This window comes from Halomonas sp. CH40, assembly GCA_041875495.1.
GTDB lineage: Bacteria > Pseudomonadota > Gammaproteobacteria > Pseudomonadales > Halomonadaceae > Vreelandella.
Genome location: CP112982.1, coordinates 3,202,115 through 3,225,655, shown reverse-complemented (window position 1 = coordinate 3,225,655; position 23,541 = coordinate 3,202,115). Strand labels below are relative to the sequence as shown.

Sequence of the window (23,541 nt, the reverse complement as noted above, 5' to 3'; positions counted from 1 at the left end):
CAAAATGCAGGCGCTCGGCTCTTGGTGCTTAGATATTGCAAGGGTTACTTGTATTCAGGAACTTAAACCCGGCATGATGCAAGACAACAACGATAAGGGAGCATCCTGTTGAAACGTCGCGATGTGTTGAAGGCAGGTGGGGCCGGTTTGCTGCTGGGAACAGCAGGCTTTCCTGCCATTGTGAAAGCATTCAACCGCCCGCCGACCCTGCGCGTTGTAGGAACCCATGTCACGCTTCAGGAGCCTATAAGGCGCCGGGCGGAGCAGGACCTTGGTATCAATATCGAGTTTTATCCTGGTGGCAGTGCTGAAGTGCTGCTGAAGGCAGCGACAGACCCAGGTGCCTTTGATCTCTATGAGCAATGGACGAACAGTATTCGCGTACTTTGGCAGGCCAATACCATCCAACCGATTGACACTCGGCGCCTGACCTACTGGAAAGACATCAATAACCTGCCCAAAACCGGCAAGATCTCACCGGCGGCGCGGGTGGGCCAGGGCGATGCACCTCATCGGCTGCTGTATGCCCAGCCGGATGGCACCCTGGGGCATACCCCCACTGACACCATCAGCTTTCTGCCCTATGCCCATAATGTAGATGCCTTCGGTTACCGCACTGATGTTATTGAAGAAGGCATTCCCTATGAAACCGAAAGCTGGGGGTGGTTACTGGACAAGCAACAGCGTGGCCGGGTGGCAATTATCAACGAGCCGAGCATCGGCCTGTTTGACCTGGCGCTGGCCGCCCAGAGCAAAGGCCTGATGCAGTTTGGTGATATTGGCAACATGAGCCGGCAGGAAGTCGATCAGCTGTTTGAGATTCTGGTTGATTACAAGCGCCAAGGTCAGTTTCGCGGTTTCTGGTCATCGGTGCCCCACTCTGTTGATCTTATGGCAAGAAACGAAGTGGATATCGCCAGCATGTTTTCTCCAGCGGCCTTTCGCCTGCGCGGCATGGGGATTCCTTGTGCCTATGCCGCCCCCAAGGAAGGCTACCGTGCCTGGTATGGCGTCATGTGCCTGTCATCTGCTGTCAATTCAGAGCGCAAGGAACTTGCTTACGCCTTTATGAACTGGTGGCTTTCCGGGTGGCCCGGTGCCTTCATTGCCCGGCAGGGCTACTATATTGCTAATCCTCAGCAGGCCAGGCAGTACCTCAATGCGGATGAGTGGAACTTCTGGTATGAAGGCAAACCTGCTGAAAACTCGATACCGGGAACCGATGGGCTAGAAGTCGCAGTGCCCGGCGAAGTGCGCCGGGGAGGAAGTTATCAGACCCGGTTCGAAAGGGTATCGGTCTGGAACACGGTCATGGATACCTATGAATACTCCTTAACCAAATGGAGAGATCTATTGCTGGCATAAGGCGGTTTTCCCATTGGCGTCTGAAAAACAGGCTTTTTGCTGGCTTTATGGTGATAGGGCTGGTGGGTGGAGGCTTGGCGCTTTTCATGGGGCTGGCCATCAGCAATATCTATGCAGACTTTCGCCGCTTTAATCTGGTGAGCGAACGGGTTGAACTGGGGTATGAACTGTCTACCAGAATGGTGGTTCTGCAACGCTTGTCCGAGAAGTTTATACAGGAAGGTGATCGTTTTTCCGCCGATCAGACCGATCTGGCCCTGGAGCAGGCTAAAACCGTGCTTGCTATGCTGGAAGACGATGCCAGCGCGCCGATCAGCCAGCGTGCCAGCATCATGGCCGTTCATCTGAATAACTTTCAACAGGCCTTCGCCGAGGTCAAGCGGCAGCACGAGCGCCAGAACCAGCTGACCAATGAGGCGATTCAAGCCCAGGCTGATTTGCATGGCAATCTGATCAATAACTTTGCTGACAGGGCGCTGGGGGCGGAGTCCGCTGCCCTGGTTGAGCGGCTACGCACCTCTTTATTGCAGATAGAAGGTTTTACCCGCGACTACTTTGACTCGCTCGACAATCGTCTTATTCGCCAGATCAGAGGCAATGTGCGCCAGTCCCGTGCCTTGATTCACCAGCTTCAGGCGGTGCATCAGGAGGATGCTTTTGTAGGGCTTTTGCCCAGAATGGATGCATCGATACTTGCTTACCAGGAAGTGATTCTTGAAGCGGTTCAGCGCGCGCGGGGTTATCTTTTCCTGGTCAATGTGGTCATGGCGGCAGAAACCTATGAAATTCTCTATCAATCGGAGCGGCTGGCCGAAGAGCTGCGCCAGGAAATGCTCGCGATTGAGCAAAGCGTCGACCATAAAAGGCAGCAGGTGTTTGTGCTGGCGCTCATCGGCAGCGTTACAATGCTGCTACTCATCGTGGGGCTCTCTTATGCGTTAGGTCGCAGTATTGCCACGCCGATTGAAAACCTGGCTGGCGTTTTCCGGCGTCTTGCTCGGGGAGAAACGGCGCCCATCAAGCCTGGCCATGAAGCAGGCTACGAGCTTCAGGAATTGTCCAGAGCCTCCGAGGTGTTTCGCGAAAAGAATGCAGAAACCCAGCAGCTGCTGGCGAGGTACCGGGAAGTCAGTGAGGTGCTGGAAGAGAAGGTTAAAGAACGCACCCAGGCACTTGAAGAAGTCAACCAGCAGCTGCAGGAACTCTCCCGCACTGATGGCCTCACAAGCCTGGCCAATCGGCGTTACTTTGAGGAAATTCTGGCGCGAGAATGGTTAACCGCACAGCGCAATGACCTCAGCCTGACCGTTATTATGCTGGATATTGATTACTTCAAGGCGTTCAATGATCGCTACGGGCACCCGGTCGGTGATCAATGCCTGCGAGAAGTGGCGCTAGTGTTAAAACAACATGCTCGGCGGGGCAATGATATGGCTGCGCGCTACGGCGGAGAAGAGTTCATTATCATCCTTCAGGATAGCGACCAGCAAGCGGGTGCAGTGATTGCCGAACGTCTCCGTTATAGCCTGGAAGCGCTTGATATTGCCCATGTGGATTCCCCACTCAAAAGGGTCACCGCCAGCCTGGGCGTGGCGGCGGGTAAGCCAGGCGAAGACGTGGGCAGTACCTTTGAGCTGATCAAACAAGCAGATGATGCCCTTTACCGAGCGAAACAGACGGGAAGAAACCGCGTGGTGGTCTCTGTCTAGCGGCGCCGGGTGCCTTTGGGCAACCGGCGCAGCATTACAGACTTAGCCCGCCAAAACGGCCTGCCTGGTAGTCCTCTACCGCCTGAACAATCTCTGCGCGGGTCGTCATCACGAAGGGGCCGTGGGAGTAGACAGCTTCGTCAATCACATCGCCGTGGCCAAACAGCAGGCGAGCGTTGCTGCTGGCCTCAATATCGATTCTATCGCCTTCGCGGTCGACCTCAATGAGATGGTGTGGTTTAACGGGGTCACCGCCTATGCTTACCTCGCCACTCACCAGGTAGAGAAATACTTGCCGCCCGGCAGCCACAGGTAGCTGTTCGCTCACCCCTGAAGGCAGCCTCAGCGTCGACATGAACACGCCAGTTAGCGAGGTAATCGGGGCTGTCTGTTCCTGCCACTGCCCTGCAATCAGACGAAGCTCGCCGCCGCCGGGTAGGGTGATGGCCGGGATTTCTTCCTGCTGCAGCCCCACATAGCGGGGTTCGCTCATCTTCAGCCGTGAGGGTAGGTTGACCCACAGCTGCAGGATTTCCAGAGAGCCGCCATCACGCCGAAACTCGGGTGGCGATATTTCCGCATGAATAATACCGCTGCCTGCTGTCATCCACTGCACACCACCAGCATGAATGACGCTTTGATGGCTGGCGCTATCGGCATGAGCCAGTGAGCCATCAAGAATAAACGTCACGGTTTCAAACCCCCGGTGTGGGTGCGGGCCAAATGGCAACCCACGGTTGTTGGCGGGGTAAACCTGCGGACCGTGATGATTCAGGAAAAGAAACGGATCGAGCTGTTCAAGCTGTGGCCCTGGTAGCGGCCGCCGAGTGACCAAGTCTTCGATATCATCCCGTTTGGCAGGATGCTGAGCAACCACGCTGCGCGCGGATTGAACGCGGGTTGTTGGCATAACATCTTCCTTATTAATTAATGTTCTACAGCATCCTAAAGCCTCTAACCTCGGATAAAGAGCGAATAATTTACGGTGACGTCGTGAAGGAAATTGTATGTACGAAGCCACATCAGGAACTGACAGATAACTGTATCTGCCGGGCTTTTTCTTTAAGAAGCGGTAAATAGCTGTCCAGCAGGGTATCCATATCGACCCGGGCAGCATTGGTGCTGATGTTCAGAGCACCCAGCAATTTGCCTTCAGTATCGAAGGCGGGAATGGCGATTGAGCGCAGCCCGGAATCGAGTTCCTGATCGACAACGGCATAGCCCTGCTGCCGTGCGGTTAAAATGGCCGCTTTCAGGTCGCCACGGCGGGTAAGGGTCTTGTCGGTATACGGCGTCAGTTTCACATCTTCCAGATAATCATCGAGTTCACTATCAGATAACTGGGCTAGCAGTATGCGCCCCATGGAAGTATAGGCCGCCGGCAGCCGAGTCCCTGTTGATAAGGTAATGGCCATCAGCCGGTGGGGAGCTGAAGAGCGGGCAATATAAATTACCTCGTCGCCGTCCAGTACGCCCAGCGACGAGGATTCGCCGATGTCGCGGGTGATATCTTCCAGATAATGCTGGATCACGCTGCGGTGATTATGGCTCGACAAGTAGGAATACCCCAACTGCAGCACCTTGGGTGTCAGCTCAAAATAGCGTTGGTGCTTACGTACATAGCCAAGGGCATGCAGGGTCAATAGAAACCGGCGCGCCTTGGCACGGTTCATATCAGTACGGGTGGCTACTTCGCTGAGGGTCATGCGCGGGTGGGCTTCATCGAATGCCATGATGACATCAAGCCCGCTGGCAAGGGCGGAGACAAAGTCACGATCCGTTGGTGTCAGCGCGTTATCCGATGGGGCATCGTCCATGGTTCTTAACCTTTCTCTACGTTAGTCATTGAATTGGCTGGGGCGCAGAGAATAACACCTTGTTCGAATAGCGAACAACAGGGCGCCCTTGCTCTAGCGTATCCAGTTGATTGTTCGATGTCGTCAGTGCTCACGCTAACGGCCACGTTGCTGTGTCTGTTGACTTACACAGGATTGCCCGCTATTTTGTTCGTATTAAGAATATATGTTCGTAAAACGAACAAAGTGGCTGGTATTTCTTATCCTACAAAAGTGTTCATCGACAGAGGCACCCGGTATGGCTGAATTTTTAAGCTTGCATGACGCAGTGGCGCGTTTCGTCCACGACGGCGCTACCGTGGCCATGGAAGGCTTCACCCACCTGATTCCGTTTGCGGCGGGCCATGAAGTGATCCGCCAGAAAAAGCGCGATCTCACCCTGATTCGCATGACCCCAGATATTATCTACGATCAACTGATTGGCGCTGGCAGTGCCAGCAAGGTGATCTTTTCCTGGGGCGGTAATCCGGGGGTTGGCTCTCTGCATCGCCTGCGTGATGCGGTTGAAAAAGGTTGGCCGCGCAAGATCGAGATTCTGGAGCACAGCCATGCCGCCATGGCCTGCGCTTTTGAGGCGGGGGCAGCGGGTCTTCCGCTGGCGGTGCTGCGTGGCTACGTAGGCAGCGAGTTACCCAGCGTCAACGATCAGATCAGGTTTATCGAATGCCCCTTCACCGGTGAGCGCCTGGCCGCCGTGCCCTCGGTGCGCCCGGATATCTCCATCGTGCATGCCCAGCGCGCCGATCGTCAGGGCAATGTGCTGGTGGAAGGGATCGTCGGGGTGCAGAAAGAGGCGGTGCTGGCGGCAAAGCACAGCATTGTGACCGTTGAGGAGATCGTCGATGACCTCAACGCCCACCCTAATGCCTGCGTGATTCCGGGCTGGGCGATCAGTGCCGTGGCGGTGGCCGAGAAGGGCGCGCTGCCGTCCTATACCCACGGCTACTACGGGCGCAATAACCGCTTCTATAAAGAGTGGGATGCCATTGCCCGCGACCGCGACACCTTTACTCGCTGGCTGGACGACAATGTCTTCAGCGCCGCCAATGACACTGCAGGAGGGCACGCCTGATGCGCCTTGAATATACCGCCTCGGAAATGATGACCGTGACTGCTGCCCGGGCGCTGGAAAACGGCTCGACCTGTTTTGTCGGCATTGGCCTGCCCAGTGAGGCGGCTAACCTGGCACGCCTGACCCACGCCCCGGATGTGGTGCTGATCTATGAATCCGGCACCCTGCAGACAAAGCCAGATGTGCTGCCGCTGTCCATTGGTGATGGTGAGCTGGCCGAAACTGCCCTGACCACGGTGGCGGTGCCGGAAATGTTTCGCTACTGGCTGCAGGGCGGCAAGATCAACGTCGGTTTCCTGGGAACGGCCCAGATTGATCGTTACTGCAACCTTAATACTACTCTGATCGGCGACTACCGTGAGCCGAAAGTGCGCCTGCCGGGCGGCGGCGGGGCGCCTGAAATTGCCACTAACGCAGGCGAAGTCTTTATCACCCTCAAGCACTCCAAGCGCGCCTTTGTGGATCAGGTTGATTTCGTGACCACCCTGGGCTTTGGCCGCGACGGTAAAGGCCGTGATGGCGTTCCCAATATCGGCAAAGGCCCCACCCGGGTGATCAGCGATCTGTGCGTGATGAAACCAGACCCCGAGACCAAAGAGCTGGTGGTGGTTTCGCTGCACTCAGGCGTGAGCCGGGAGAACGTGACCAATGCCACCGGCTGGGACATCCGCTTTGCCGAGCAGCTGGAGATCACGCCCGAACCCAGCCAGCAGGAGCTTGACGTACTACGTGAGCTGAAAGCCCGCACCGAACGTGCCCACGCTGGCCAATAGGAGACCATGATGTCAGATGTATTTCTCTGTCACCCGCGCCGTACGGCGGTAGGCCGCTTTGGCGGCACCCTGGCCAGTCTGCGCCCCGATGATTTTGCCGCGACGATTTTCAAGGCCGTGCTGGCAGAAGCGCCGGATCTGAATCCGGCAGCGATTGAAGAAGTCTTTATGGGTTGCGCCAACCAGGCCGGTGAAGACAACCGTAACGTGGCGCGCATGTCATCCCTGCTGGCCGGGCTTCCCGCCTCGGTGCCTGGCACCACCATGAACCGCCTGTGCGGCTCGGGAATGGATGCCGTGGGTACCGCCTTTCGCGCCATCAAGGCCGGAGAAATGGAACTGGCCCTGGCAGGCGGGGTGGAATCCATGTCGCGGGCGCCCTACGTCATGGGCAAGGCAGATAGCGCCTACTCACGCGGCCAGAAAATCGAAGATACCACCATCGGCTGGCGCTTTATCAACCCGCTGATGAAGAAGGCGTTCGGGGTGGATTCCATGCCGGAGACCGCTGAAAACGTCGCCGAGCAGTTTTCTATTTCCCGGGAAGACCAGGATGCCTTTGCGCTGCGCTCCCAGCAAAAAGCCGCTGCCGCCCAGAAAGCCGGTCGCTTTGCCCAGGAAATCACCGCCATCGAGATTCCACGCCGCAAACAGGCAGCGCTGGTATTTGAGCAGGACGAGCACCTGCGCGAAACCACTCTGGAAAAACTGGCTGGGCTACCTACCCCTTTCCGTGAAGGCGGTAGCGTGACGGCGGGCAATGCGTCCGGCGTCAACGACGGGGCAGCGGCGATGTTAGTGGCCAGCCAGGCTGCCGTTGAGGCCCACGGCTTGAAGCCCATGGCGAGGATCATTGGCATGGCCTCGGCGGGCGTTGAACCGCGCATCATGGGCTATGGGCCGGTGCCAGCGGTGCAGAAGCTACTCAAGCGTACGGGTATCCGTATGCAAGATATTGATGTGTTCGAGTTCAATGAAGCCTTTGCTGCTCAGGCGCTGGCGTGTATGCGTGATCTCGGCCTCAGCGATGACGACCCCCGTGTCAACCCCAACGGCGGCGCCATTGCATTGGGCCATCCGTTGGGAATGTCCGGTGCGCGCCTGCTGTTGACCGCTGCTCATGAGCTACAGAACAGCGGCAAGCGCTACGCGCTCTGCACCATGTGTGTGGGCGTGGGTCAGGGTATTGCCACGCTTATCGAACGTGTATAAGAGGATAAACCAGCCATGGCAGTTGCAATTGTTTTTCACTAACACCCAGGCGGCGATCCGATCAGCAATGTGGATTCATAGAGTATTCGCTGATTAGGTTCGCGATGCAGGCATTATCGCCAGGGTTAAAAACTGTCTGCGCGGGTTTTAGAGGTGTTTTAAAGAAACCGGCGCACGGCAGATTATTGCATTTGGAACAGCTGCATGAATGCTGGGCCGCGATGGCTTTATCGACAAGTTTGCTGACAGGCAAAGAATATTTTGAGTAAGGCTAATAGATTAGTTAACACACAAAAAAAGCACCCGTAGGTGCTTGATTTGCTTGATAAGGTGGTGGAGGCGGCGGGAATTGAACCCGCGTCCGCCGACACTCGCCCATTGGCTCTACATGCTTAGATTTCGTCTTTTGCTTTAACGCGACTGGCTCCGACGATCAGGATCCAGCGACGCGAGTCTTCTGAAGTTTAACGATTGGCGAGAAGACACCACCAACCGCGGTCCTATCATTTTTAGCTCGTATCTCCTCAGTGATGAATAGGCACATCACCTTGGAGCCGGACAAGAAGCTAGCAGTGTTTAAGCTGCCAGCGCGCCCTGAGCGTAGTTTTCGTCGTTTGCGACTATTATTCGTGATGTTGGATTTACGAGATACATCACGCTCTCGGCATGCACCGCAGGGTTTGTCATCAGCGTCGAGACCATGTCGCCCCCTTAACTTCAGCCAATTATCATAACGCGATTAACGCTTTTTGACCAGTCATGCTTTGTTGTGTTCACGCATGATACGTCCTTTCTGGCGATTCCAGTCGCGATCTTTCTCGGTAGCGCGTTTGTCATGCAGTTTTTTGCCGGTCACCAGAGCCAGTTCGCATTTTACCAGGTTGCGTTTCCAGTACAGCTTCAAAGGTACGCAGGTGTGGCCTTTATCCTGGGTTTTTGAAAAAATCCTGGCAATTTCCTTGCGGTGCAGCAGCAATTTACGTGTTCGCGTCGGGTCGGCCAATTCGTGCGTGCTGGCGGTATTGAGAGGCGTGATATGGCTGCCTAGCAGCCACGCCTCTCCGTTGCGCACAAGAATATAGGTGTCGGTTAGCTGTGCCTTGCCAGCGCGCATGCTTTTGACTTCCCATCCAGCCAGTGCCAGTCCCGCCTCGAAGGTTTCGTCGATATGATATTCAAAACGTGCCTTCTTGTTCTGGGCGATGACGCTGCTACCGGGGCCTTTTTGCGTTTTCCCTTTCTTTGTGGCCATGAAACCTCGTCATTGATCTGTTAGTTGCCTCTTCGCTTGGCAGAGAGGCGTGATACCATTTATGTACTACGATTATTGCCTATGATACGCCTTGGGCACTGTGAAGTCAGCGGAGAGGTCAATGCCAACCGTGAATCGTTCCGCTTTAGTGCGGCACACACCTCAGAAAATGTTTGATCTGGTCAACGATTTTGAACGTTATCCGGAGTTTTTGCCCGGATGTCGTCACGCTCGCTTGGTGGAGAGTGATGATAAGCACCTGATTGGTGAAATGACGTTGGGTCGTGCTGGTATCGAGCAAACCATAACAACGCGAAATGACCTTTTTACGCCTGAGCGGATTGAAATGTCACTTGTCAAAGGACCTTTCAAGCATCTCAGGGGGCGCTGGTCGTTCACTCCGATGGGAGCAGATGCCTGCAAGGTCAGCCTGGAAATGGAGTTTGAGTTTTCCAGTCGTCTGTTGGGTATGGCATTCGGGAAGCTATTTCAGCAAATTGCCGGGCAACTGGTAGATTCATTCACCAAACGGGCAGATCAACTGTATGGCCGATGAAACGCCCAGCCTGATACATGTTGAAGTGGCATTTGCTTTGCCATCCAAACAGCGCATTGTGGCGCTTGAGGTTCCTCTAGGGACAACTGCCGTTGATGCCGTGCAGCTGGCGGATCTGTCATCGCTTTTCCCTGAAGTGGAGAGGGAGGTTTTCGAGCAGGCACCGCTTGGTATCTTTGGAAAAGCCTTGAAATCACCCGCACGGCATCACCTATCTGACGGTGAGCGAGTGGAAGTGTATCGTCCGCTGGAAATTGACCCAAAGGCAGCGCGCCTTGCCCGGGCGCAAAAGCAACAACAGCAGTAAATGCTGTTGTTGCTGTGTTTAGTGTTGCCTTCACAGCACTGTTATTGCTCCGGCGTATCCACGCCAAGGTTCAGCGGTTGTGCCTGAAAGTCGTCTGAGCCTTCACTGGCTGGGCCAAGCTCTGTATCACCTTCCAGAGGAAGCGCGCTGTCTAATTCGCCTTCCGTTTGGATGTCGGCAAGGCGCCCCTGACGGTCAAATGTCAGGGTGGCACGGCGCGTTTCGATATCACCATAAGCCTTATCCAGTTGGAAAACATAGTCCCATTCGCGGGCATCGAAGGGAGCTTCGAGTAATGGGCGCCCCATTATCGAGACAACCTGCTGTTGTGACATACCTGTCTGTAACTGGCTGACCATCGTCTGGTTGACCAGATTGCCCTGTGGGATGTCGCGTTTATAAACACAGCCACCCATCAGGGCAACAGCGGCGGAGAGTGCGATAATTCGAGTTAATTTTTGCATTTGATCCTGTTCTTCACTATCGTGGTTTTGGTCGATGATAACCGACCTAACCTGTAACTGCGAAGAGCAACCATGGCCGATCAAAACCATGAACTGCGTAAAGCAGGGTTGAAAGTGACCTTGCCACGCGTAAAGATTCTGCAAATCCTTGAAAATGCTACGGGTCAGCATCATTTGAGCGCTGAAGAAGTGTACAAGACACTTATTGATGCGGGCGAAGATGTTGGGCTGGCAACTGTTTACCGAGTGCTCACGCAGTTTGAGTCAGCAGGGCTTGTCATCCGCCATAACTTTGATGGTGGGCACGCTGTTTTTGAACTCACCCAGGAAGACCATCATGATCATATGGTGTGCCTTGATAGTGGTGAAATCATTGAATTTGTTGATGAAATCATAGAGCGTCGGCAGCAGGAAATCGCTGAAGAGCATGGCTACGAACTGGTGGATCATGCATTGGTTTTGTATGTCCGGCCCAAAGGCTCGAAGGCAGTTCGCCCAGATAACAGTGTTCTCCCCAAGCATGGAATGAACAAACGTTAACAGCGACTATTTTCTTTTTGAACGCCCTCCAAATGCCGATTTTGCCTTTTTGCAAATCGGCATTTCTGTTGTTATGGACGGTATTCTGCAACGGTGGCCCATAAAGCATCGACGATGGGGTTGTTCAGGCGCCGGTTCAGCACACACAGCCCCACATCATAGTGTGGGAGTTCGGGTTTGACGTTCAAAATACGCACCCTATCTGCCAGTGGGCTGTTATCCAATACTATTTTGGGTACTACCCCGATACCAAACCCCAGGCCGACCATGCTGACAATGGCTTCATGGCCAGAGACCTGTGCATAGATGCGTGGCGCAACACCGATGGCCTTGAACCAGGTGTTGGCATATTCCCGGGAAAGTCCTGATTCTGAAAGAATCATGGGAACCTGTTCCCATTGAGCTGCCGTTGAGCTTTCTGGCCGGAGTGGTAGCCATTCATGTGTCTGCGTAGGGGCAATGAATAGCAGCGGTGAGCGGGTGAGCGATTTAAACGCCAGCGCGCCCGGCGGAATTCTCGGGCGTGGTGTAATGGCCATGTCATCAATCCCTTCCAATACCCGTGACATTGCCTCGGCAGGGTCGCCGGTATGCAGTTTTAGTTCAATGCCGGGGTGGCGGGTGCGCACATCGCTCAATAATTCGTATAAAAAGCTATAGCTGGCCGTCACGGAGCAGTAAATGCTGATGTCGCCGCTGAGTTGCTCCATCGTGGCGGCCAAAGTGCGTTTCTGGGTTTCCCACTGTTCCAGCGTTTCCTTGGCGTAGTACTGAAAGGCCAGGCCTTGAGGAGTCAGTGTGACGTGGCGGTTGTCTCGTTCAAACAGGGTGGTTCCCAGTTCTGCTTCTATTTGTTGAATGGAACGGCTCAATGTTGATGGGCTAACGTGACACAACTCACTGGCGCGGCCAAAGTGAAGCGTCTCCGCCAAAGTCACCATATGTTTTAACAAGCGAAAATCCATTGGGCACCTGATGGTGTATTTCATTTTTAGAAATAGTGTGTTGCAAATATAGCGTTTTACGCAACAGGTGGGCTGGCGTAAAGTGAATACATCGCAATACCTAGTGCCGCGTAAGACGGCGCAGGTAGTCATCAACGCTGGAAAGCAATTTCTTGATTAACCCAACATCTGGAGCTCCTCATGCACGTTTATTACGATAAAGATTGTGATCTGTCCCTTATCCAGGCTAAGAAAGTCACCATTGTCGGTTATGGTTCACAAGGTCACGCCCACGCTAACAACCTGAAAGAATCAGGTGTTGATGTCACAGTAGCTCTGCGTGCAGGTTCTTCCTCTGCATCCAAAGCAGAAGCCGCTGGCCTGAAAGTGGCAAGCGTGCCGGAAGCGTGCAAAACCGCTGACGTAGTGATGATCCTGGCGCCAGATGAAAACCAGAAAGCCATTTATGAGCAGGAAGTTGAGCCTAACCTGAAAGAAGGTGCAACGCTGGCTTTCGCCCATGGTTTCAATATTCATTACAACCAGATTGAGCCACGTAAAGACCTGGATGTCATCATGATTGCGCCGAAAGCGCCGGGTCATACCGTGCGTTCAGAGTTCGTTAAGGGCGGTGGTATTCCTGATCTGATCGCCATTCATCAGGATGCCTCTGGTAATGCCAAAGAGCTTGCTCTTTCTTACGCGGCAGGCGTTGGCGGTGGCCGCAGCGGTATCATTGAAACCACTTTCAAGGACGAAACCGAAACAGACCTGTTCGGTGAGCAGGCGGTCCTGTGTGGTGGCGCCGTTGAGCTGGTGAAAGCAGGCTTTGAGACACTGACAGAAGCTGGCTATGCACCAGAAATGGCTTACTTCGAGTGCCTGCACGAGCTTAAGCTGATTGTTGACCTGATGTATGAAGGCGGCATCGCCAACATGAACTACTCCATCTCCAACAATGCGGAATATGGCGAATATGTGACGGGGCCTGAGATTATTAATGATGAGTCTCGTGCCGCCATGCGCAATGCACTGAAGCGTATTCAGACGGGCGAATATGCGAAAATGTTCATCAATGAAGGTAACAGCAACTATCCTTCCATGACGGCGCGTCGTCGCTTGAATGCAGAGCATGACATTGAGCAGGTCGGTGCCAAGCTGCGCGGCATGATGCCGTGGATTGCTGCTAATCAGCTGGTCGATAAGTCCAAAAACTAGTCTTAGCTCAATAACACCACTGATGGTGGATAAGCTTGAATCTCGGGGTGCGCTTTGTCGCACCCCGATTCATTTGTAGGTCTGCGCTGTAATTATCTGGTTAGGTGACGCTCACCGTGTAGAATGACACTTATACTATTAGTGTTTCTTCAGATGGATGTTTTATATGACTCAGGATGCTCGTGATCAAGCTGATACAAAGGCAGCGTCTACTGGTGAGGCGCAAGGAGAGCGCACAAGGAATGAGGATATTGCCGCAACGTTTCTGCGGGAAACGGAGGTCATTGAAGAATCTGAGCAGGATGGCAAGAAAGTTCGTCGTAAAGGTATCTATTTACTGCCTAACCTGTTTACTACCTCGGCGCTATTTTCGGGTTTCTTCGCGGTTATTGCGGGCATCAATGGAGACTTTACCTCTGCGGCAGTCGCCATCTTCATTGCGATGGTGCTTGATGGGCTGGATGGGCGTGTTGCACGTATGACCAACACGCAAAGCGCTTTCGGGGCTGAATACGATAGTCTTTCCGATATGCTGTCGTTTGGGGTGGCGCCAGCTTTGGTAGCGTTTACCTGGATTCTTCAGGATATTGGCAAGACAGGCTGGGTCGTGGCGTTTCTTTACGTGGCGTGTGCCGCTCTCCGTCTGGCGCGCTTTAATGTCCAGATCGGTAGTGTTGACAAGAAGTGGTTTATTGGCCTGCCAAGCCCCTCGGCAGCTGCTTTAGTGGCCGCCAGCGTGTGGACCTTCCATAGTTTTGATGCAGATGCGCTGGGCTTTAAGCTGCTGATGCTGTTTGTGGTCGCTGCGGCTGGCGTGCTGATGGTGAGTAATATTCGCTACTACAGCTTCAAGGACCTGGATTTTAAAAAGCCGGTGCCTTTTGTGGTGTTGTTGGCAGTAGTGCTAGGTTTTGTGATGATCTCGGTTGAGCCGTCTGTCATGCTGCTACTGTTGTTCGGTGCTTACGTTGGTTCTGGCCCTGTGCTGGCGGTTATGCGCAAGATGTCACCTGACAGCTGATGTTTTTTGCACTATTGTTCAAATAGCCCTTGCATCCCCGCCGGTAAATCCGTAGAGTACGCATCCGCTGCCGGGGACGCACAGCGTTACTAGCGGTGATTGAAGGTGAAAACCTTCGGTTTGTCAGAGGGTTAGAGAAAACGTCGACGAGAAGTTGCCGCGCCTAATTTCCTCGCTGAAATCGATCGAAATACGGTATCGAAATCAGCAGTTGACAAGCACACAGGAATGCGTAGAATATGCCTTCCTCGCTGAGGCAAGTCATTCAGGTCACCGAATGACAAGGGTTAATAACCGTCTCGCGAACAGCTCTTTAAAAATTTGATCAGGTAATTCATGTGGGCGCTTGCCGATGAGGGTGATAAATCACCAACTATCAAGGCAAGCGGTCATGAGAACGACAGTTTATAAACGTAAGTTTTTAAACAATAGTTGAATGAATTCGTTTGAACCTTGAGCCAAGTTTGATGCGCTTTTGTTACCTTCGGGTGACGAGTAAGCATCACAATGATTTTAAACTGAAGAGTTTGATCATGGCTCAGATTGAACGCTGGCGGCAGGCCTAACACATGCAAGTCGAGCGGTAACAGGGGTAGCTTGCTACCCGCTGACGAGCGGCGGACGGGTGAGTAATGCATAGGAATTTACCCGATAGTGGGGGATAACCTGGGGAAACCCAGGCTAATACCGCATACGTCCTACGGGAGAAAGGGGGCTTCGGCTCCCGCTATCGGATGAGCCTATGCCGGATTAGCTGGTTGGTGAGGTAATGGCTCACCAAGGCGACGATCCGTAGCTGGTCTGAGAGGATGATCAGCCACATCGGGACTGAGACACGGCCCGAACTCCTACGGGAGGCAGCAGTGGGGAATATTGGACAATGGGCGCAAGCCTGATCCAGCCATGCCGCGTGTGTGAAGAAGGCCCTCGGGTTGTAAAGCACTTTCAGCGAGGAAGAACGCCTGGCGGTTAATACCCGCCAGGAAAGACATCACTCGCAGAAGAAGCACCGGCTAACTCCGTGCCAGCAGCCGCGGTAATACGGAGGGTGCAAGCGTTAATCGGAATTACTGGGCGTAAAGCGCGCGTAGGTGGCTTGATAAGCCGGTTGTGAAAGCCCCGGGCTCAACCTGGGAACGGCATCCGGAACTGTCAGGCTAGAGTGCAGGAGAGGAAGGTAGAATTCCCGGTGTAGCGGTGAAATGCGTAGAGATCGGGAGGAATACCAGTGGCGAAGGCGGCCTTCTGGACTGACACTGACACTGAGGTGCGAAAGCGTGGGTAGCAAACAGGATTAGATACCCTGGTAGTCCACGCCGTAAACGATGTCGACCAGCCGTTGGGTGCCTAGCGCACTTTGTGGCGAAGTTAACGCGATAAGTCGACCGCCTGGGGAGTACGGCCGCAAGGTTAAAACTCAAATGAATTGACGGGGGCCCGCACAAGCGGTGGAGCATGTGGTTTAATTCGATGCAACGCGAAGAACCTTACCTACTCTTGACATCCTGCGAACTGGTGAGAGATCACTGGGTGCCTTCGGGAACGCAGAGACAGGTGCTGCATGGCTGTCGTCAGCTCGTGTTGTGAAATGTTGGGTTAAGTCCCGTAACGAGCGCAACCCTTGTCCTTATTTGCCAGCACGTAATGGTGGGAACTCTAAGGAGACTGCCGGTGACAAACCGGAGGAAGGTGGGGACGACGTCAAGTCATCATGGCCCTTACGAGTAGGGCTACACACGTGCTACAATGGCCGGTACAAAGGGCGGCGAACTCGCGAGAGTCAGCGAATCCCTTAAAGCCGGTCTCAGTCCGGATCGGAGTCTGCAACTCGACTCCGTGAAGTCGGAATCGCTAGTAATCGTGAATCAGAATGTCACGGTGAATACGTTCCCGGGCCTTGTACACACCGCCCGTCACACCATGGGAGTGGACTGCACCAGAAGTGGTTAGCCTAACGCAAGAGGGCGATCACCACGGTGTGGTTCATGACTGGGGTGAAGTCGTAACAAGGTAGCCGTAGGGGAACCTGCGGCTGGATCACCTCCTTAAACGATGCATCATCCCTCGCGGTAAGCGCTCACAATGAATTACCTGATCAGATAAACGCTGACATTGCGCAGTGATAAACGAACACACGCCTCTGGCAACAGATGCGCTTGGAAGAAAACGTCTTCCTTATCGGTTCTTTTATCACTGCGCATAGCAGTCGCTCTTTAACAAGATATATCAAGCTGATAAACCTTTTGAAAGGTCAGTGATTCATCACGTTTTACGTGGTGAGACCCTGCCTGAAAAAAGGTGTACGTAGTAAATTGTTGTGTGATACGTCTCAAGCGTATCCGGCAATCGTTATCATTGCGCGACCAGACTCCTTCGGGTTATAGGGTCAAGCAATGAAGCGCACACGGTGGATGCCTAGGCAGCCAGAGGCGATGAAAGACGTGGAAGCCTGCGATAAGGCTCGGCGAGGTGGCAAACAACCTGTGACCCGGGCATTTCTGAATGGGGAAACCCACTCATCACAAGATGAGTATCTTACGCTGAATACATAGGCGTAAGAGGCGAACCAGGGGAACTGAAACATCTAAGTACCCTGAGGAAAAGAAATCAACCGAGATTCCCCTAGTAGCGGCGAGCGAACGGGGACCAGCCCTTAAGCATGTGACTGATTAGGCGAATGCGCTGGGAAGCGCGGCCATAGTGGGTGATAGCCCCGTAGTCGAAAATCTGATCATGTGAAATCGAGTAGGTCGGGGCACGAGAAACCTTGACTGAAGACGGGGGGACCATCCTCCAAGGCTAAATACTCCTGGCTGACCGATAGTGAACCAGTACCGTGAGGGAAAGGCGAAAAGAACCCCGGAGAGGGGAGTGAAATAGACCCTGAAACCGTGTGCGTACAAGCAGTCGGAGCGGACTTGTTCCGTGACGGCGTACCTTTTGTATAATGGGTCAGCGACTTATATTCTGTGGCGAGGTTAACCGATTAGGGGAGCCGTAGCGAAAGCGAGTCTTAACTGGGCGATGCAGTCGCAGGATATAGACCCGAAACCGAGCGATCTATCCATGAGCAGGGTGAAGATTGAGTAACATCAATTGGAGGCCCGAACCAGGATCTGTTGAAAAAGATTTGGATGACTTGTGGATCGGAGTGAAAGGCTAATCAAGCTCGGAGATAGCTGGTTCTCCTCGAAAGCTATTTAGGTAGCGCCTCATGTAGCACCACCGGGGGTAGAGCACTGTTTCGGCTAGGGGGTCATCCCGACTTACCAACCCGAGGCAAACTCCGAATACCGGTGAGTGACGCGTGGGAGACACACAGCGGGTGCTAACGTCCGTTGTGAAAAGGGAAACAACCCAGACCGTCAGCTAAGGTCCCGAAATCCTGATTAAGTGGGAAACGATGTGGGAAGGCTCAGACAGCTAGGAGGTTGGCTTAGAAGCAGCCATCCTTTAAAGAAAGCGTAATAGCTCACTAGTCGAGTCGGCCTGCGCGGAAGATGTAACGGGGCTAAATCAGGTACCGAAGCTACGGGTTCATCCTCTGGATGAGCGGTAGAGGAGCGTCGTGTAAGCCAATGAAGGGGAATTGAGAAGTTCGCTGGAGGTATCACGAGTGCGAATGCTGACATGAGTAACGATAAAGGGCGTGAAAAACGCCCTCGCCGGAAGACCAAGGGTTTCTGTTCGACGCTAATCGGAGCAGAGTGAGTCGGCCCCTAAGGCGAGGCCGAAAGGCGTAGTCGATGGGAAACGGGTCAATATTCCCGTACCGGACATGATTGCGATGGGGGGACGGAGAAGGCTAGGTGAGCCAGGCGTTGGTTGTCCTGGTGAAAGCAAGTAGGCCGAGTGCTCAGGTAAATCCGGGCGCTTAAAGCCGAGATGCGAAACGAACTGACCACGGTCAGGAAGTCACTGATGCCACGCTTCCAGGAAAAGCCTCTAAGCTTCAGATCATGTGCGACCGTACCCCAAACCGACACAGGTGGTCAGGGTGAGAATCCCAAGGCGCTTGAGAGAACTCGGGTGAAGGAACTAGGCAAAATGGTGCCGTAACTTCGGGAGAAGGCACGCCGGCGTAGGGTGACGAGACTTGCTCTCCAAGCCCGAACCGGTCGAAGATACCAGGTGGCTGCAACTGTTTAGTAAAAACACAGCACTCTGCCAAGTCGCAAGACGACGTATAGGGTGTGACGCCTGCCCGGTGCCGGAAGGTTAAGTGATGGTGTTATCCTCGGAGAAGCTCTTGATCGAAGCCCCGGTAAACGGCGGCCGTAACTATAACGGTCCTAAGGTAGCGAAATTCCTTGTCGGGTAAGTTCCGACCTGCACGAATGGCGTAATGATGGCCACGCTGTCTCCACCCGAGACTCAGTGAAATTGAAATCGCCGTGAAGATGCGGTGTACCCGCGGCTAGACGGAAAGACCCCGTGAACCTTTACTATAGCTTCACACTGGACGCTGATGTTGCCTGTGTAGGATAGCTGGGAGGCTTTGAACCTCGGACGCCAGTTCGAGCGGAGCCACCCTTGAAATACCAGCCTGGCATCATTGGCGTTCTCACTCAGGTCCGTTATCCGGATCGAGGACAGTGTGTGGTGGGTAGTTTGACTGGGGCGGTCTCCTCCCAAAGCGTAACGGAGGAGCACGAAGGTACCCTCAGCACGGTCGGACATCGTGCAATGAGTGCAAGAGCATAAGGGTGCTTGACTGCGAGACAGACACGTCGAGCAGGTGCGAAAGCAGGTTCTAGTGATCCGGTGGTTCTGTATGGAAGGGCCATCGCTCAACGGATAAAAGGTACTCCGGGGATAACAGGCTGATACCGCCCAAGAGTTCACATCGACGGCGGTGTTTGGCACCTCGATGTCGGCTCATCACATCCTGGGGCTGAAGTCGGTCCCAAGGGTATGGCTGTTCGCCATTTAAAGTGGTACGCGAGCTGGGTTTAGAACGTCGTGAGACAGTTCGGTCCCTATCTGCCGTGGGCGTAGGATGTTTGAGAAGGGCTGCTCCTAGTACGAGAGGACCGGAGTGGACGCACCTCTGGTGTTCCGGTTGTCACGCCAGTGGCATTGCCGGGTAGCTAAGTGCGGACGGGATAACCGCTGAAAGCATCTAAGCGGGAAGCCCCCTTCAAGATGAGACATCCCTGAGGCCTAGAGCCTCCTGAAGGGCCCAGCGAGACCAGCTGGTTGATAGGCACGGTGTGGAAGCGCTGCAAGGCGTTGAGCTAACGTGTACTAATGGCCCGTGAGGCTTGACCCTATAACACCCAAGGGGTCTGAAGCTAGTGATAACGACGCGCGAAAGCGCACCGGATACGCAGAGACGATCACCGACATTACGCAGCGGCCATTGAACGCCGTTGAATCAGCTTGCTATATCACCTGTTACGCCTGACGACCATAGCGAGTGGGAACCACCTGATCCCTTGCCGAACTCAGCAGTGAAACCGCTTAGCGCCGATGGTAGTGTGGGGTCTCCCCATGCGAGAGTAGGTCATCGTCAGGCACCTATATAGAAACGTCCCATGCACACCGTGTACGGGGCGTTTTGCTGTGCGTGTGTTAAAAAAACCTTGCCCTCCGGCAGAGGGCTTTGCTTTTCTGTTCACGATTCACGATTCACGATTCACGATTCACGATTCACGATTCACGATTCACGATTCACGATTCACGATTCACGATTCACGATTCACGATTCACGATTCACGATTCACGATTCACGATTCACGATTCACGATTCACGATTCACAAAGCGTTTGCCCTCAAATGAGAATGCATGCACCTTTGGGGTGGAGTAATCATCTGGCTGCGCTTATGCTGGGTAAGCCATTTAACGTTATCTCATAAGGTGAATGCATGCGCATACAACGAGAAAAAAGCCTGCTGCTTATGGTCGACTTCCAGGCTGGGCTTTTGCCTGTCATTGAGGGCGGCTTTCAGGCCATTGAGGAAGCCAGTTGGCTTGGAGGCCTGGCTAACCTCCTGGGTGTTCCCGTCTGGTTAACCGAGCAGAATCCACAAAAGCTGGGCGGCAGCGCAGCCTCCCTGCTCGAGCGTCTTGATGATTACCAACTCTGGCAAAAAGTCCATTTCAGTGTCATGGAAGAGGGTAAATTCCGGGACGCCTTGGCTGCCTCAGGTAAAACACAAATTGTGCTTTGCGGCACTGAAGCACATATCTGCGTCATGCAGACAGGGCTGGGGTTACTGGAGGCCGGTTATGAAGTGCTCTGGCTGACAGAAGCAACGGCCAGCCGGCGCTGCACCGAGGCTGAACTGGCCCGCAAGCGGGCCTGTGCAAACGGTGCGCAGGCAGTAACGGCGGATATGGTGGCTTATGAGTGGCTGTACCGCTGTGATACGCCTGAGTTCAAACAGGCGCACCAGCAGTTTCTGAAACCACGCTCAGCGCGCCCGGTTCATTTCAATTAAGAAGATCGCAAGTCGAAAGTAATCAATCAATTAGGACGATCTGCTTCCCTGCGGATGAAAACAAGGGTGTCGCCTTGTGATGAAGCAGGGTCAAAGCGGTAGCCGTCTACATCAAACCCCTTAAGCGCCTCGGGCGTATTCAGCCGTTCACGGATGATCCAGGCACTCATCAAGCCGCGCGCCTTTTTGGCATAAAAGCTGATGATCTTGAACTGGCCGTTCTTCTCGTCTTTGAAAACCGGTGTGATGACTTGTGCATCCAGTGACTTTGTATCGACTGCCTTGAAGTATTCATTGGATGCCAGATTAACCAGCACCTTGGAACCGCTGTCAGCAATGGCCTGATTGACAGCCTGGGTCAGGGTTGGTTTCCAGTAGGCGTAAAGATCCTTACCGCTGGGATTGGCCAGCTTGGTGCCCATTTCCAGGCGGTAGGGCTGGATCAGATCCAGGGGGCGCAATAACCCGTAGAGCCCAGAAAGAATTCGCAGGTGTTGCTGAGCGAACTGATTGTCTTCTTTGTCAAAGGTATCTGCCTCAAGGCCAGTGTAGACATCACCCTGGAAAGCCTGTGCCGCTGGTTTGGCGTTATCCAGGCTGAAAGGCGGCTCCCACTGCGCGAAGCGGGCAGCATTAAGCCCTGCCAGTTTATCGCTGATCCCCATTAGATCGCTGAGCTGTTGGGGGGAATAGTCGCGCAGGATATCGATCAACGTCTGGCTATGGTCAAGAAAGTCGGGCTGAGTCACCTGATCTGTCGTGGCCGGTGTTTCAAAGTCGAGAGTTTTGGCAGGTGAAATTACGCTGAGCATGACGTCTTCCTGTGTCTGGTTTTCCTGTGGTGAATTTGAGGGTCTGGCAGCCTGGCAAACCACAGGGCCAAACCGTATATGGCATTATATCAAGCCCTGCCAGGCGGCAGGGCTATCGGGCTAATAGCCAGTTTGACGCAGTTGCTGAAGAAGACGCGCTTGAAGCTGAAGCATTCCATAGGCAGTCTTTGCGTCAGCTTAAGGGCAAGGGTTAGGCATCTGATGGTGAATAGCGTCAATCGCATCGAGTACTTCATCATCAAGTTTCAGGCTTTCACTGGCCAGGTTGCTTTCAAGCTGCTCCATGGTGGTAGCGCCAATAATATTGCTGGTCAGAAAACTGCGTGTATTGACGAAGGCCAGTGCCATCTGTGCCGGGTCCAGCCCATGCTTGTGAGCAAGGCTGACATAGGCCTGAGTGGCTGATTCGGCTTCAGATGAGGTGTAGCGGCTGAAGCGCTCAAACAGCGTCAGACGGGCTTCTGGAGGGCGATTATTATTCAGGTATTTACCAGAAAGCACGCCAAAACCCAGCGGTGAATAGGCCAACAGGCCAACATCCTCGCGGTGGGCAATCTCGGCCAGTCCGACCTCAAATGTGCGGTTGAGCAGGTTGTAAGGGTTTTGCACTGAGGCGACCCTGGGTAAGTCGAGACGATCAGCCAGCTCAAGGCACTTCATCACTCCCCAGGGAGTGTCGTTGGATAAACCGACCGCGCGAATTTTTCCCGCCTCCACCAGTTCTTTCAACGCGCTCAGGGTTTCTTCCAGCGGTGTGGCGTTGTCATCTTCCTGGTGTGTGTAGCCCAGCTTGCCGAAAAAATTGGTTTTACGTTCGGGCCAATGGAGCTGGTAGAGGTCAATATAGTCCGTGTTCAGGCGTGCCAGGTTGTCATCTATGGCCTGGTGAATGTGCTCACGCGTCAGCCGCGGGCCACCACGAATGTGGCCAAGCCCAGGCCCAGTCACCTTGCTGGCGATAATCACATCATCACGAGCGCCGCGCTGCTTGAGCCAGCTGCCTATGTAGCGCTCTGTCAGACCCTGGGTGTCGGCCTTGGGAGGAACCGGGTACATCTCGGCAGTATCAATAAAGTTGATGCCAAAGGCGACAGCACGGTCAAGCTGTTCATGTGCCTGCGCTTCTGTGTTCTGTTCACCATAGGTCATGGTACCCAGGCACAAGCGGCTGACGTCCATTCCCGTTCTGCCAAGAGGGCGTGTCTGCATGCGATTCTCCTTGCGATGAAAGATGAATTCATTCACGCCATAAGGCGTAATAGTCTGTTTATTCTGCCATGCTGAGTGATGCGTCCCTCCGCATGGTAACGAGGCGCCGACAAGGCGGCAAATACTGGGGTTGAGTCCTTGCGCTGGCAGGCGTATGCTTGCCAGCCCTTACCGGTACAGGCCGGTTTTTATCTCGTCAGGTTGCTCGCTGTTCGATTGATTGGCATCCTTACTTAAGTAAACCCAACAGGCAAGGTGGTCTGCCATGCCACAGGCATCATCTTTGTTCACACGGCTTGAATATCAGGTTGCTGACCGGCTGTTTCATTCTCGCTGGTTACTGCCACATTCACCGCGCACCCAGCGTTTGACACTGCGTTTATTGAAGCGCTGTGCCGAAGCCGGGCACCCGGATGCGCTGTCAGTCTACGGCCATATGCTATTTCACCGTAGCTTGTCGCCACAGGATAAGGCGCGTGGCGCACGCTATATTGTCGAGGCGGCGCATGCGGGGGATCTCAAAGCCCAATATCAGGTAGCGCAGATTTATGAGAACGGTTGCGCGCAGTATCCACGACGTGATGAATACGCCGTGACCTGGTATGCCCGAGCGGCTGAAGCGGGCCACTACCTGGCAGCAGAGCGTCTGGCGCGTGCTTACAAGCAGGGTCAACTTGGCCTGGCTGTTGATCACGCGCTGGCTGCCTCCTGGCAGGCAATGGCTGATCGGCTCGTCAACCATCGTCCGTCAGAACTGGCTTCCTGA

General features: G+C 54.1%; 19 protein-coding genes, 3 rRNA genes and 1 other RNA gene. 15 read left to right on the top strand and 8 right to left on the bottom strand.

The features are described 5' to 3' along the window. Positions 1 to 108 precede the first annotated feature (108 nt). On the top strand, positions 109 to 1,365 hold the full coding sequence (locus OR573_14690) for an extracellular solute-binding protein (GenBank protein ID XGA79711.1): 1,257 nt from the start codon (positions 109 to 111) through the stop codon (positions 1,363 to 1,365). A 47-nt stretch (positions 1,366 to 1,412) separates the two neighbouring features. Continuing rightward, a complete protein-coding gene (locus OR573_14685; GenBank protein XGA79710.1) occupies positions 1,413 to 3,074 on the top strand; it encodes a diguanylate cyclase in 1,662 nt (553 codons plus the stop codon). Positions 3,075 to 3,108: 34 nt separating this feature from the next. Here the strand turns inward: OR573_14685 and OR573_14680 are convergent, their stop codons facing one another. Then, positions 3,109 to 3,984 (bottom strand): pirin family protein, encoded by an 876-nt coding sequence (locus OR573_14680; GenBank protein XGA79709.1) that lies wholly within the window; start codon positions 3,982 to 3,984, stop codon positions 3,109 to 3,111. Positions 3,985 to 4,096: 112 nt separating this feature from the next. Then, the gene (locus tag OR573_14675) at positions 4,097 to 4,891 is read right to left on the bottom strand and encodes a helix-turn-helix domain-containing protein (GenBank protein ID XGA79708.1); all 795 of its coding nucleotides are present in this window, start codon (positions 4,889 to 4,891) and stop codon (positions 4,097 to 4,099) included. Positions 4,892 to 5,168: 277 nt separating this feature from the next. Between OR573_14675 and OR573_14670 the strand changes: the two genes are divergently transcribed. The 3 genes from OR573_14670 to pcaF are packed head-to-tail and all read left to right on the top strand — an operon-like array spanning position 5,169 to position 7,987. Next, complete coding sequence (locus OR573_14670) at positions 5,169 to 6,002, top strand: CoA transferase subunit A (protein ID XGA79707.1); 834 nt, start codon at positions 5,169 to 5,171, stop codon at positions 6,000 to 6,002. Then, positions 6,002 to 6,775, top strand: a complete 774-nt coding sequence (locus OR573_14665; GenBank protein ID XGA79706.1) for a CoA-transferase subunit beta — start codon at positions 6,002 to 6,004, stop codon at positions 6,773 to 6,775. The genes OR573_14670 and OR573_14665 overlap by 1 nt, the downstream gene beginning before the upstream one ends. A gap of 9 nt (positions 6,776 to 6,784) precedes the next feature. Continuing rightward, positions 6,785 to 7,987 (top strand): 3-oxoadipyl-CoA thiolase, encoded by a 1,203-nt coding sequence (pcaF, locus tag OR573_14660; protein XGA81763.1) that lies wholly within the window; start codon positions 6,785 to 6,787, stop codon positions 7,985 to 7,987. 331 nt (positions 7,988 to 8,318) lie between these two features. Here the strand turns inward: pcaF and ssrA are convergent. Together ssrA and smpB are read right to left on the bottom strand one after the other, a co-directional pair. Then, positions 8,319 to 8,698: a transfer-messenger RNA gene (gene ssrA / locus OR573_14655) on the bottom strand. Between the two features lie 46 nt (positions 8,699 to 8,744). Next, complete coding sequence (gene smpB, locus OR573_14650; protein XGA79705.1) at positions 8,745 to 9,239, bottom strand: SsrA-binding protein SmpB; 495 nt, start codon at positions 9,237 to 9,239, stop codon at positions 8,745 to 8,747. A 121-nt stretch (positions 9,240 to 9,360) separates the two neighbouring features. Between smpB and OR573_14645 the strand changes: the two genes are divergently transcribed. Together OR573_14645 and OR573_14640 are read left to right on the top strand one after the other, a co-directional pair. Then, entirely contained in the window at positions 9,361 to 9,795 is a 435-nt protein-coding gene (locus OR573_14645; GenBank protein ID XGA79704.1) for a type II toxin-antitoxin system RatA family toxin, read from the top strand. Continuing rightward, positions 9,785 to 10,102 (top strand): RnfH family protein, encoded by a 318-nt coding sequence (locus OR573_14640; protein ID XGA79703.1) that lies wholly within the window; start codon positions 9,785 to 9,787, stop codon positions 10,100 to 10,102. The genes OR573_14645 and OR573_14640 overlap by 11 nt, the downstream gene beginning before the upstream one ends. A gap of 41 nt (positions 10,103 to 10,143) precedes the next feature. On the opposite strand, the gene OR573_14635 is transcribed toward OR573_14640, so the two are convergent. Next, positions 10,144 to 10,566, bottom strand: coding sequence for an outer membrane protein assembly factor BamE (locus OR573_14635; protein ID XGA79702.1), 423 nt, complete (start codon positions 10,564 to 10,566; stop codon positions 10,144 to 10,146). Between the two features lie 72 nt (positions 10,567 to 10,638). Here OR573_14635 and fur point away from each other — a divergent pair, with 72 nt between their 5' ends. Continuing rightward, positions 10,639 to 11,106 carry a ferric iron uptake transcriptional regulator gene (fur, locus tag OR573_14630; GenBank protein XGA79701.1) on the top strand — a complete coding sequence of 156 codons (468 nt, stop codon included), beginning with the start codon at positions 10,639 to 10,641 and terminating at the stop codon, positions 11,104 to 11,106. A 71-nt stretch (positions 11,107 to 11,177) separates the two neighbouring features. Here fur and ilvY read toward each other — a convergent pair whose 3' ends face one another. After that, positions 11,178 to 12,071: an HTH-type transcriptional activator IlvY gene (gene ilvY / locus OR573_14625; protein XGA79700.1), complete on the bottom strand. Its 894-nt coding sequence runs from the start codon at positions 12,069 to 12,071 to the stop codon at positions 11,178 to 11,180. A gap of 180 nt (positions 12,072 to 12,251) precedes the next feature. Here ilvY and ilvC point away from each other — a divergent pair, with 180 nt between their 5' ends. The 6 genes from ilvC to OR573_14595 all read left to right on the top strand — a co-directional run bounded on the left by ilvC (position 12,252) and on the right by OR573_14595 (position 20,733). Then, complete coding sequence (gene ilvC, locus OR573_14620; protein ID XGA79699.1) at positions 12,252 to 13,268, top strand: ketol-acid reductoisomerase; 1,017 nt, start codon at positions 12,252 to 12,254, stop codon at positions 13,266 to 13,268. 166 nt (positions 13,269 to 13,434) lie between these two features. Then, on the top strand, positions 13,435 to 14,289 hold the full coding sequence (pssA, locus tag OR573_14615) for a CDP-diacylglycerol--serine O-phosphatidyltransferase (protein ID XGA79698.1): 855 nt from the start codon (positions 13,435 to 13,437) through the stop codon (positions 14,287 to 14,289). A 515-nt stretch (positions 14,290 to 14,804) separates the two neighbouring features. Continuing rightward, positions 14,805 to 16,337, top strand: a 16S ribosomal RNA gene (locus OR573_14610). Positions 16,338 to 16,673: 336 nt separating this feature from the next. Then, positions 16,674 to 19,561, top strand: a 23S ribosomal RNA gene (locus OR573_14605). A gap of 130 nt (positions 19,562 to 19,691) precedes the next feature. Then, a 5S ribosomal RNA gene (rrf, locus tag OR573_14600) occupies positions 19,692 to 19,807 on the top strand. The 16S, 23S and 5S rRNA genes sit together here, the layout of an rRNA operon. Positions 19,808 to 20,157: 350 nt before the next feature. Continuing rightward, complete coding sequence (locus tag OR573_14595; protein ID XGA79697.1) at positions 20,158 to 20,733, top strand: isochorismatase family protein; 576 nt, start codon at positions 20,158 to 20,160, stop codon at positions 20,731 to 20,733. A 26-nt stretch (positions 20,734 to 20,759) separates the two neighbouring features. On the opposite strand, the gene yaaA is transcribed toward OR573_14595, so the two are convergent. Together yaaA and OR573_14585 are read right to left on the bottom strand one after the other, a co-directional pair. Next, positions 20,760 to 21,545 (bottom strand): peroxide stress protein YaaA, encoded by a 786-nt coding sequence (gene yaaA / locus OR573_14590; protein XGA79696.1) that lies wholly within the window; start codon positions 21,543 to 21,545, stop codon positions 20,760 to 20,762. A gap of 198 nt (positions 21,546 to 21,743) precedes the next feature. Then, positions 21,744 to 22,775, bottom strand: coding sequence for an NADP(H)-dependent aldo-keto reductase (locus OR573_14585; GenBank protein ID XGA79695.1), 1,032 nt, complete (start codon positions 22,773 to 22,775; stop codon positions 21,744 to 21,746). Positions 22,776 to 23,040: 265 nt separating this feature from the next. On the opposite strand from OR573_14585, the gene OR573_14580 reads away from it, so the two are divergent. After that, entirely contained in the window at positions 23,041 to 23,541 is a 501-nt protein-coding gene (locus OR573_14580; GenBank protein XGA79694.1) for a sel1 repeat family protein, read from the top strand.

Coding starts and splice junctions, on each gene's coding strand:
- OR573_14645 (XGA79704.1), top strand. CDS start 9,361: ATGCCAACCGTGAATCGTTCCGCTTTAGTGCGGCACACACCTCAGAAA.
- pcaF (XGA81763.1), top strand. CDS start 6,785: ATGTCAGATGTATTTCTCTGTCACCCGCGCCGTACGGCGGTAGGCCGC.
- OR573_14670 (XGA79707.1), top strand. CDS start 5,169: ATGGCTGAATTTTTAAGCTTGCATGACGCAGTGGCGCGTTTCGTCCAC.
- OR573_14675 (XGA79708.1), bottom strand. CDS start 4,891: ATGGACGATGCCCCATCGGATAACGCGCTGACACCAACGGATCGTGAC.
- pssA (XGA79698.1), top strand. CDS start 13,435: ATGACTCAGGATGCTCGTGATCAAGCTGATACAAAGGCAGCGTCTACT.
- ilvY (XGA79700.1), bottom strand. CDS start 12,071: ATGGATTTTCGCTTGTTAAAACATATGGTGACTTTGGCGGAGACGCTT.
- smpB (XGA79705.1), bottom strand. CDS start 9,239: ATGGCCACAAAGAAAGGGAAAACGCAAAAAGGCCCCGGTAGCAGCGTC.
- yaaA (XGA79696.1), bottom strand. CDS start 21,545: ATGCTCAGCGTAATTTCACCTGCCAAAACTCTCGACTTTGAAACACCG.
- OR573_14665 (XGA79706.1), top strand. CDS start 6,002: ATGCGCCTTGAATATACCGCCTCGGAAATGATGACCGTGACTGCTGCC.
- OR573_14595 (XGA79697.1), top strand. CDS start 20,158: ATGCGCATACAACGAGAAAAAAGCCTGCTGCTTATGGTCGACTTCCAG.
- OR573_14640 (XGA79703.1), top strand. CDS start 9,785: ATGGCCGATGAAACGCCCAGCCTGATACATGTTGAAGTGGCATTTGCT.
- OR573_14580 (XGA79694.1), top strand. CDS start 23,041: ATGCCACAGGCATCATCTTTGTTCACACGGCTTGAATATCAGGTTGCT.
- ilvC (XGA79699.1), top strand. CDS start 12,252: ATGCACGTTTATTACGATAAAGATTGTGATCTGTCCCTTATCCAGGCT.
- fur (XGA79701.1), top strand. CDS start 10,639: ATGGCCGATCAAAACCATGAACTGCGTAAAGCAGGGTTGAAAGTGACC.
- OR573_14585 (XGA79695.1), bottom strand. CDS start 22,775: ATGCAGACACGCCCTCTTGGCAGAACGGGAATGGACGTCAGCCGCTTG.
- OR573_14680 (XGA79709.1), bottom strand. CDS start 3,984: ATGCCAACAACCCGCGTTCAATCCGCGCGCAGCGTGGTTGCTCAGCAT.
- OR573_14635 (XGA79702.1), bottom strand. CDS start 10,566: ATGCAAAAATTAACTCGAATTATCGCACTCTCCGCCGCTGTTGCCCTG.
- OR573_14685 (XGA79710.1), top strand. CDS start 1,413: ATGGTGATAGGGCTGGTGGGTGGAGGCTTGGCGCTTTTCATGGGGCTG.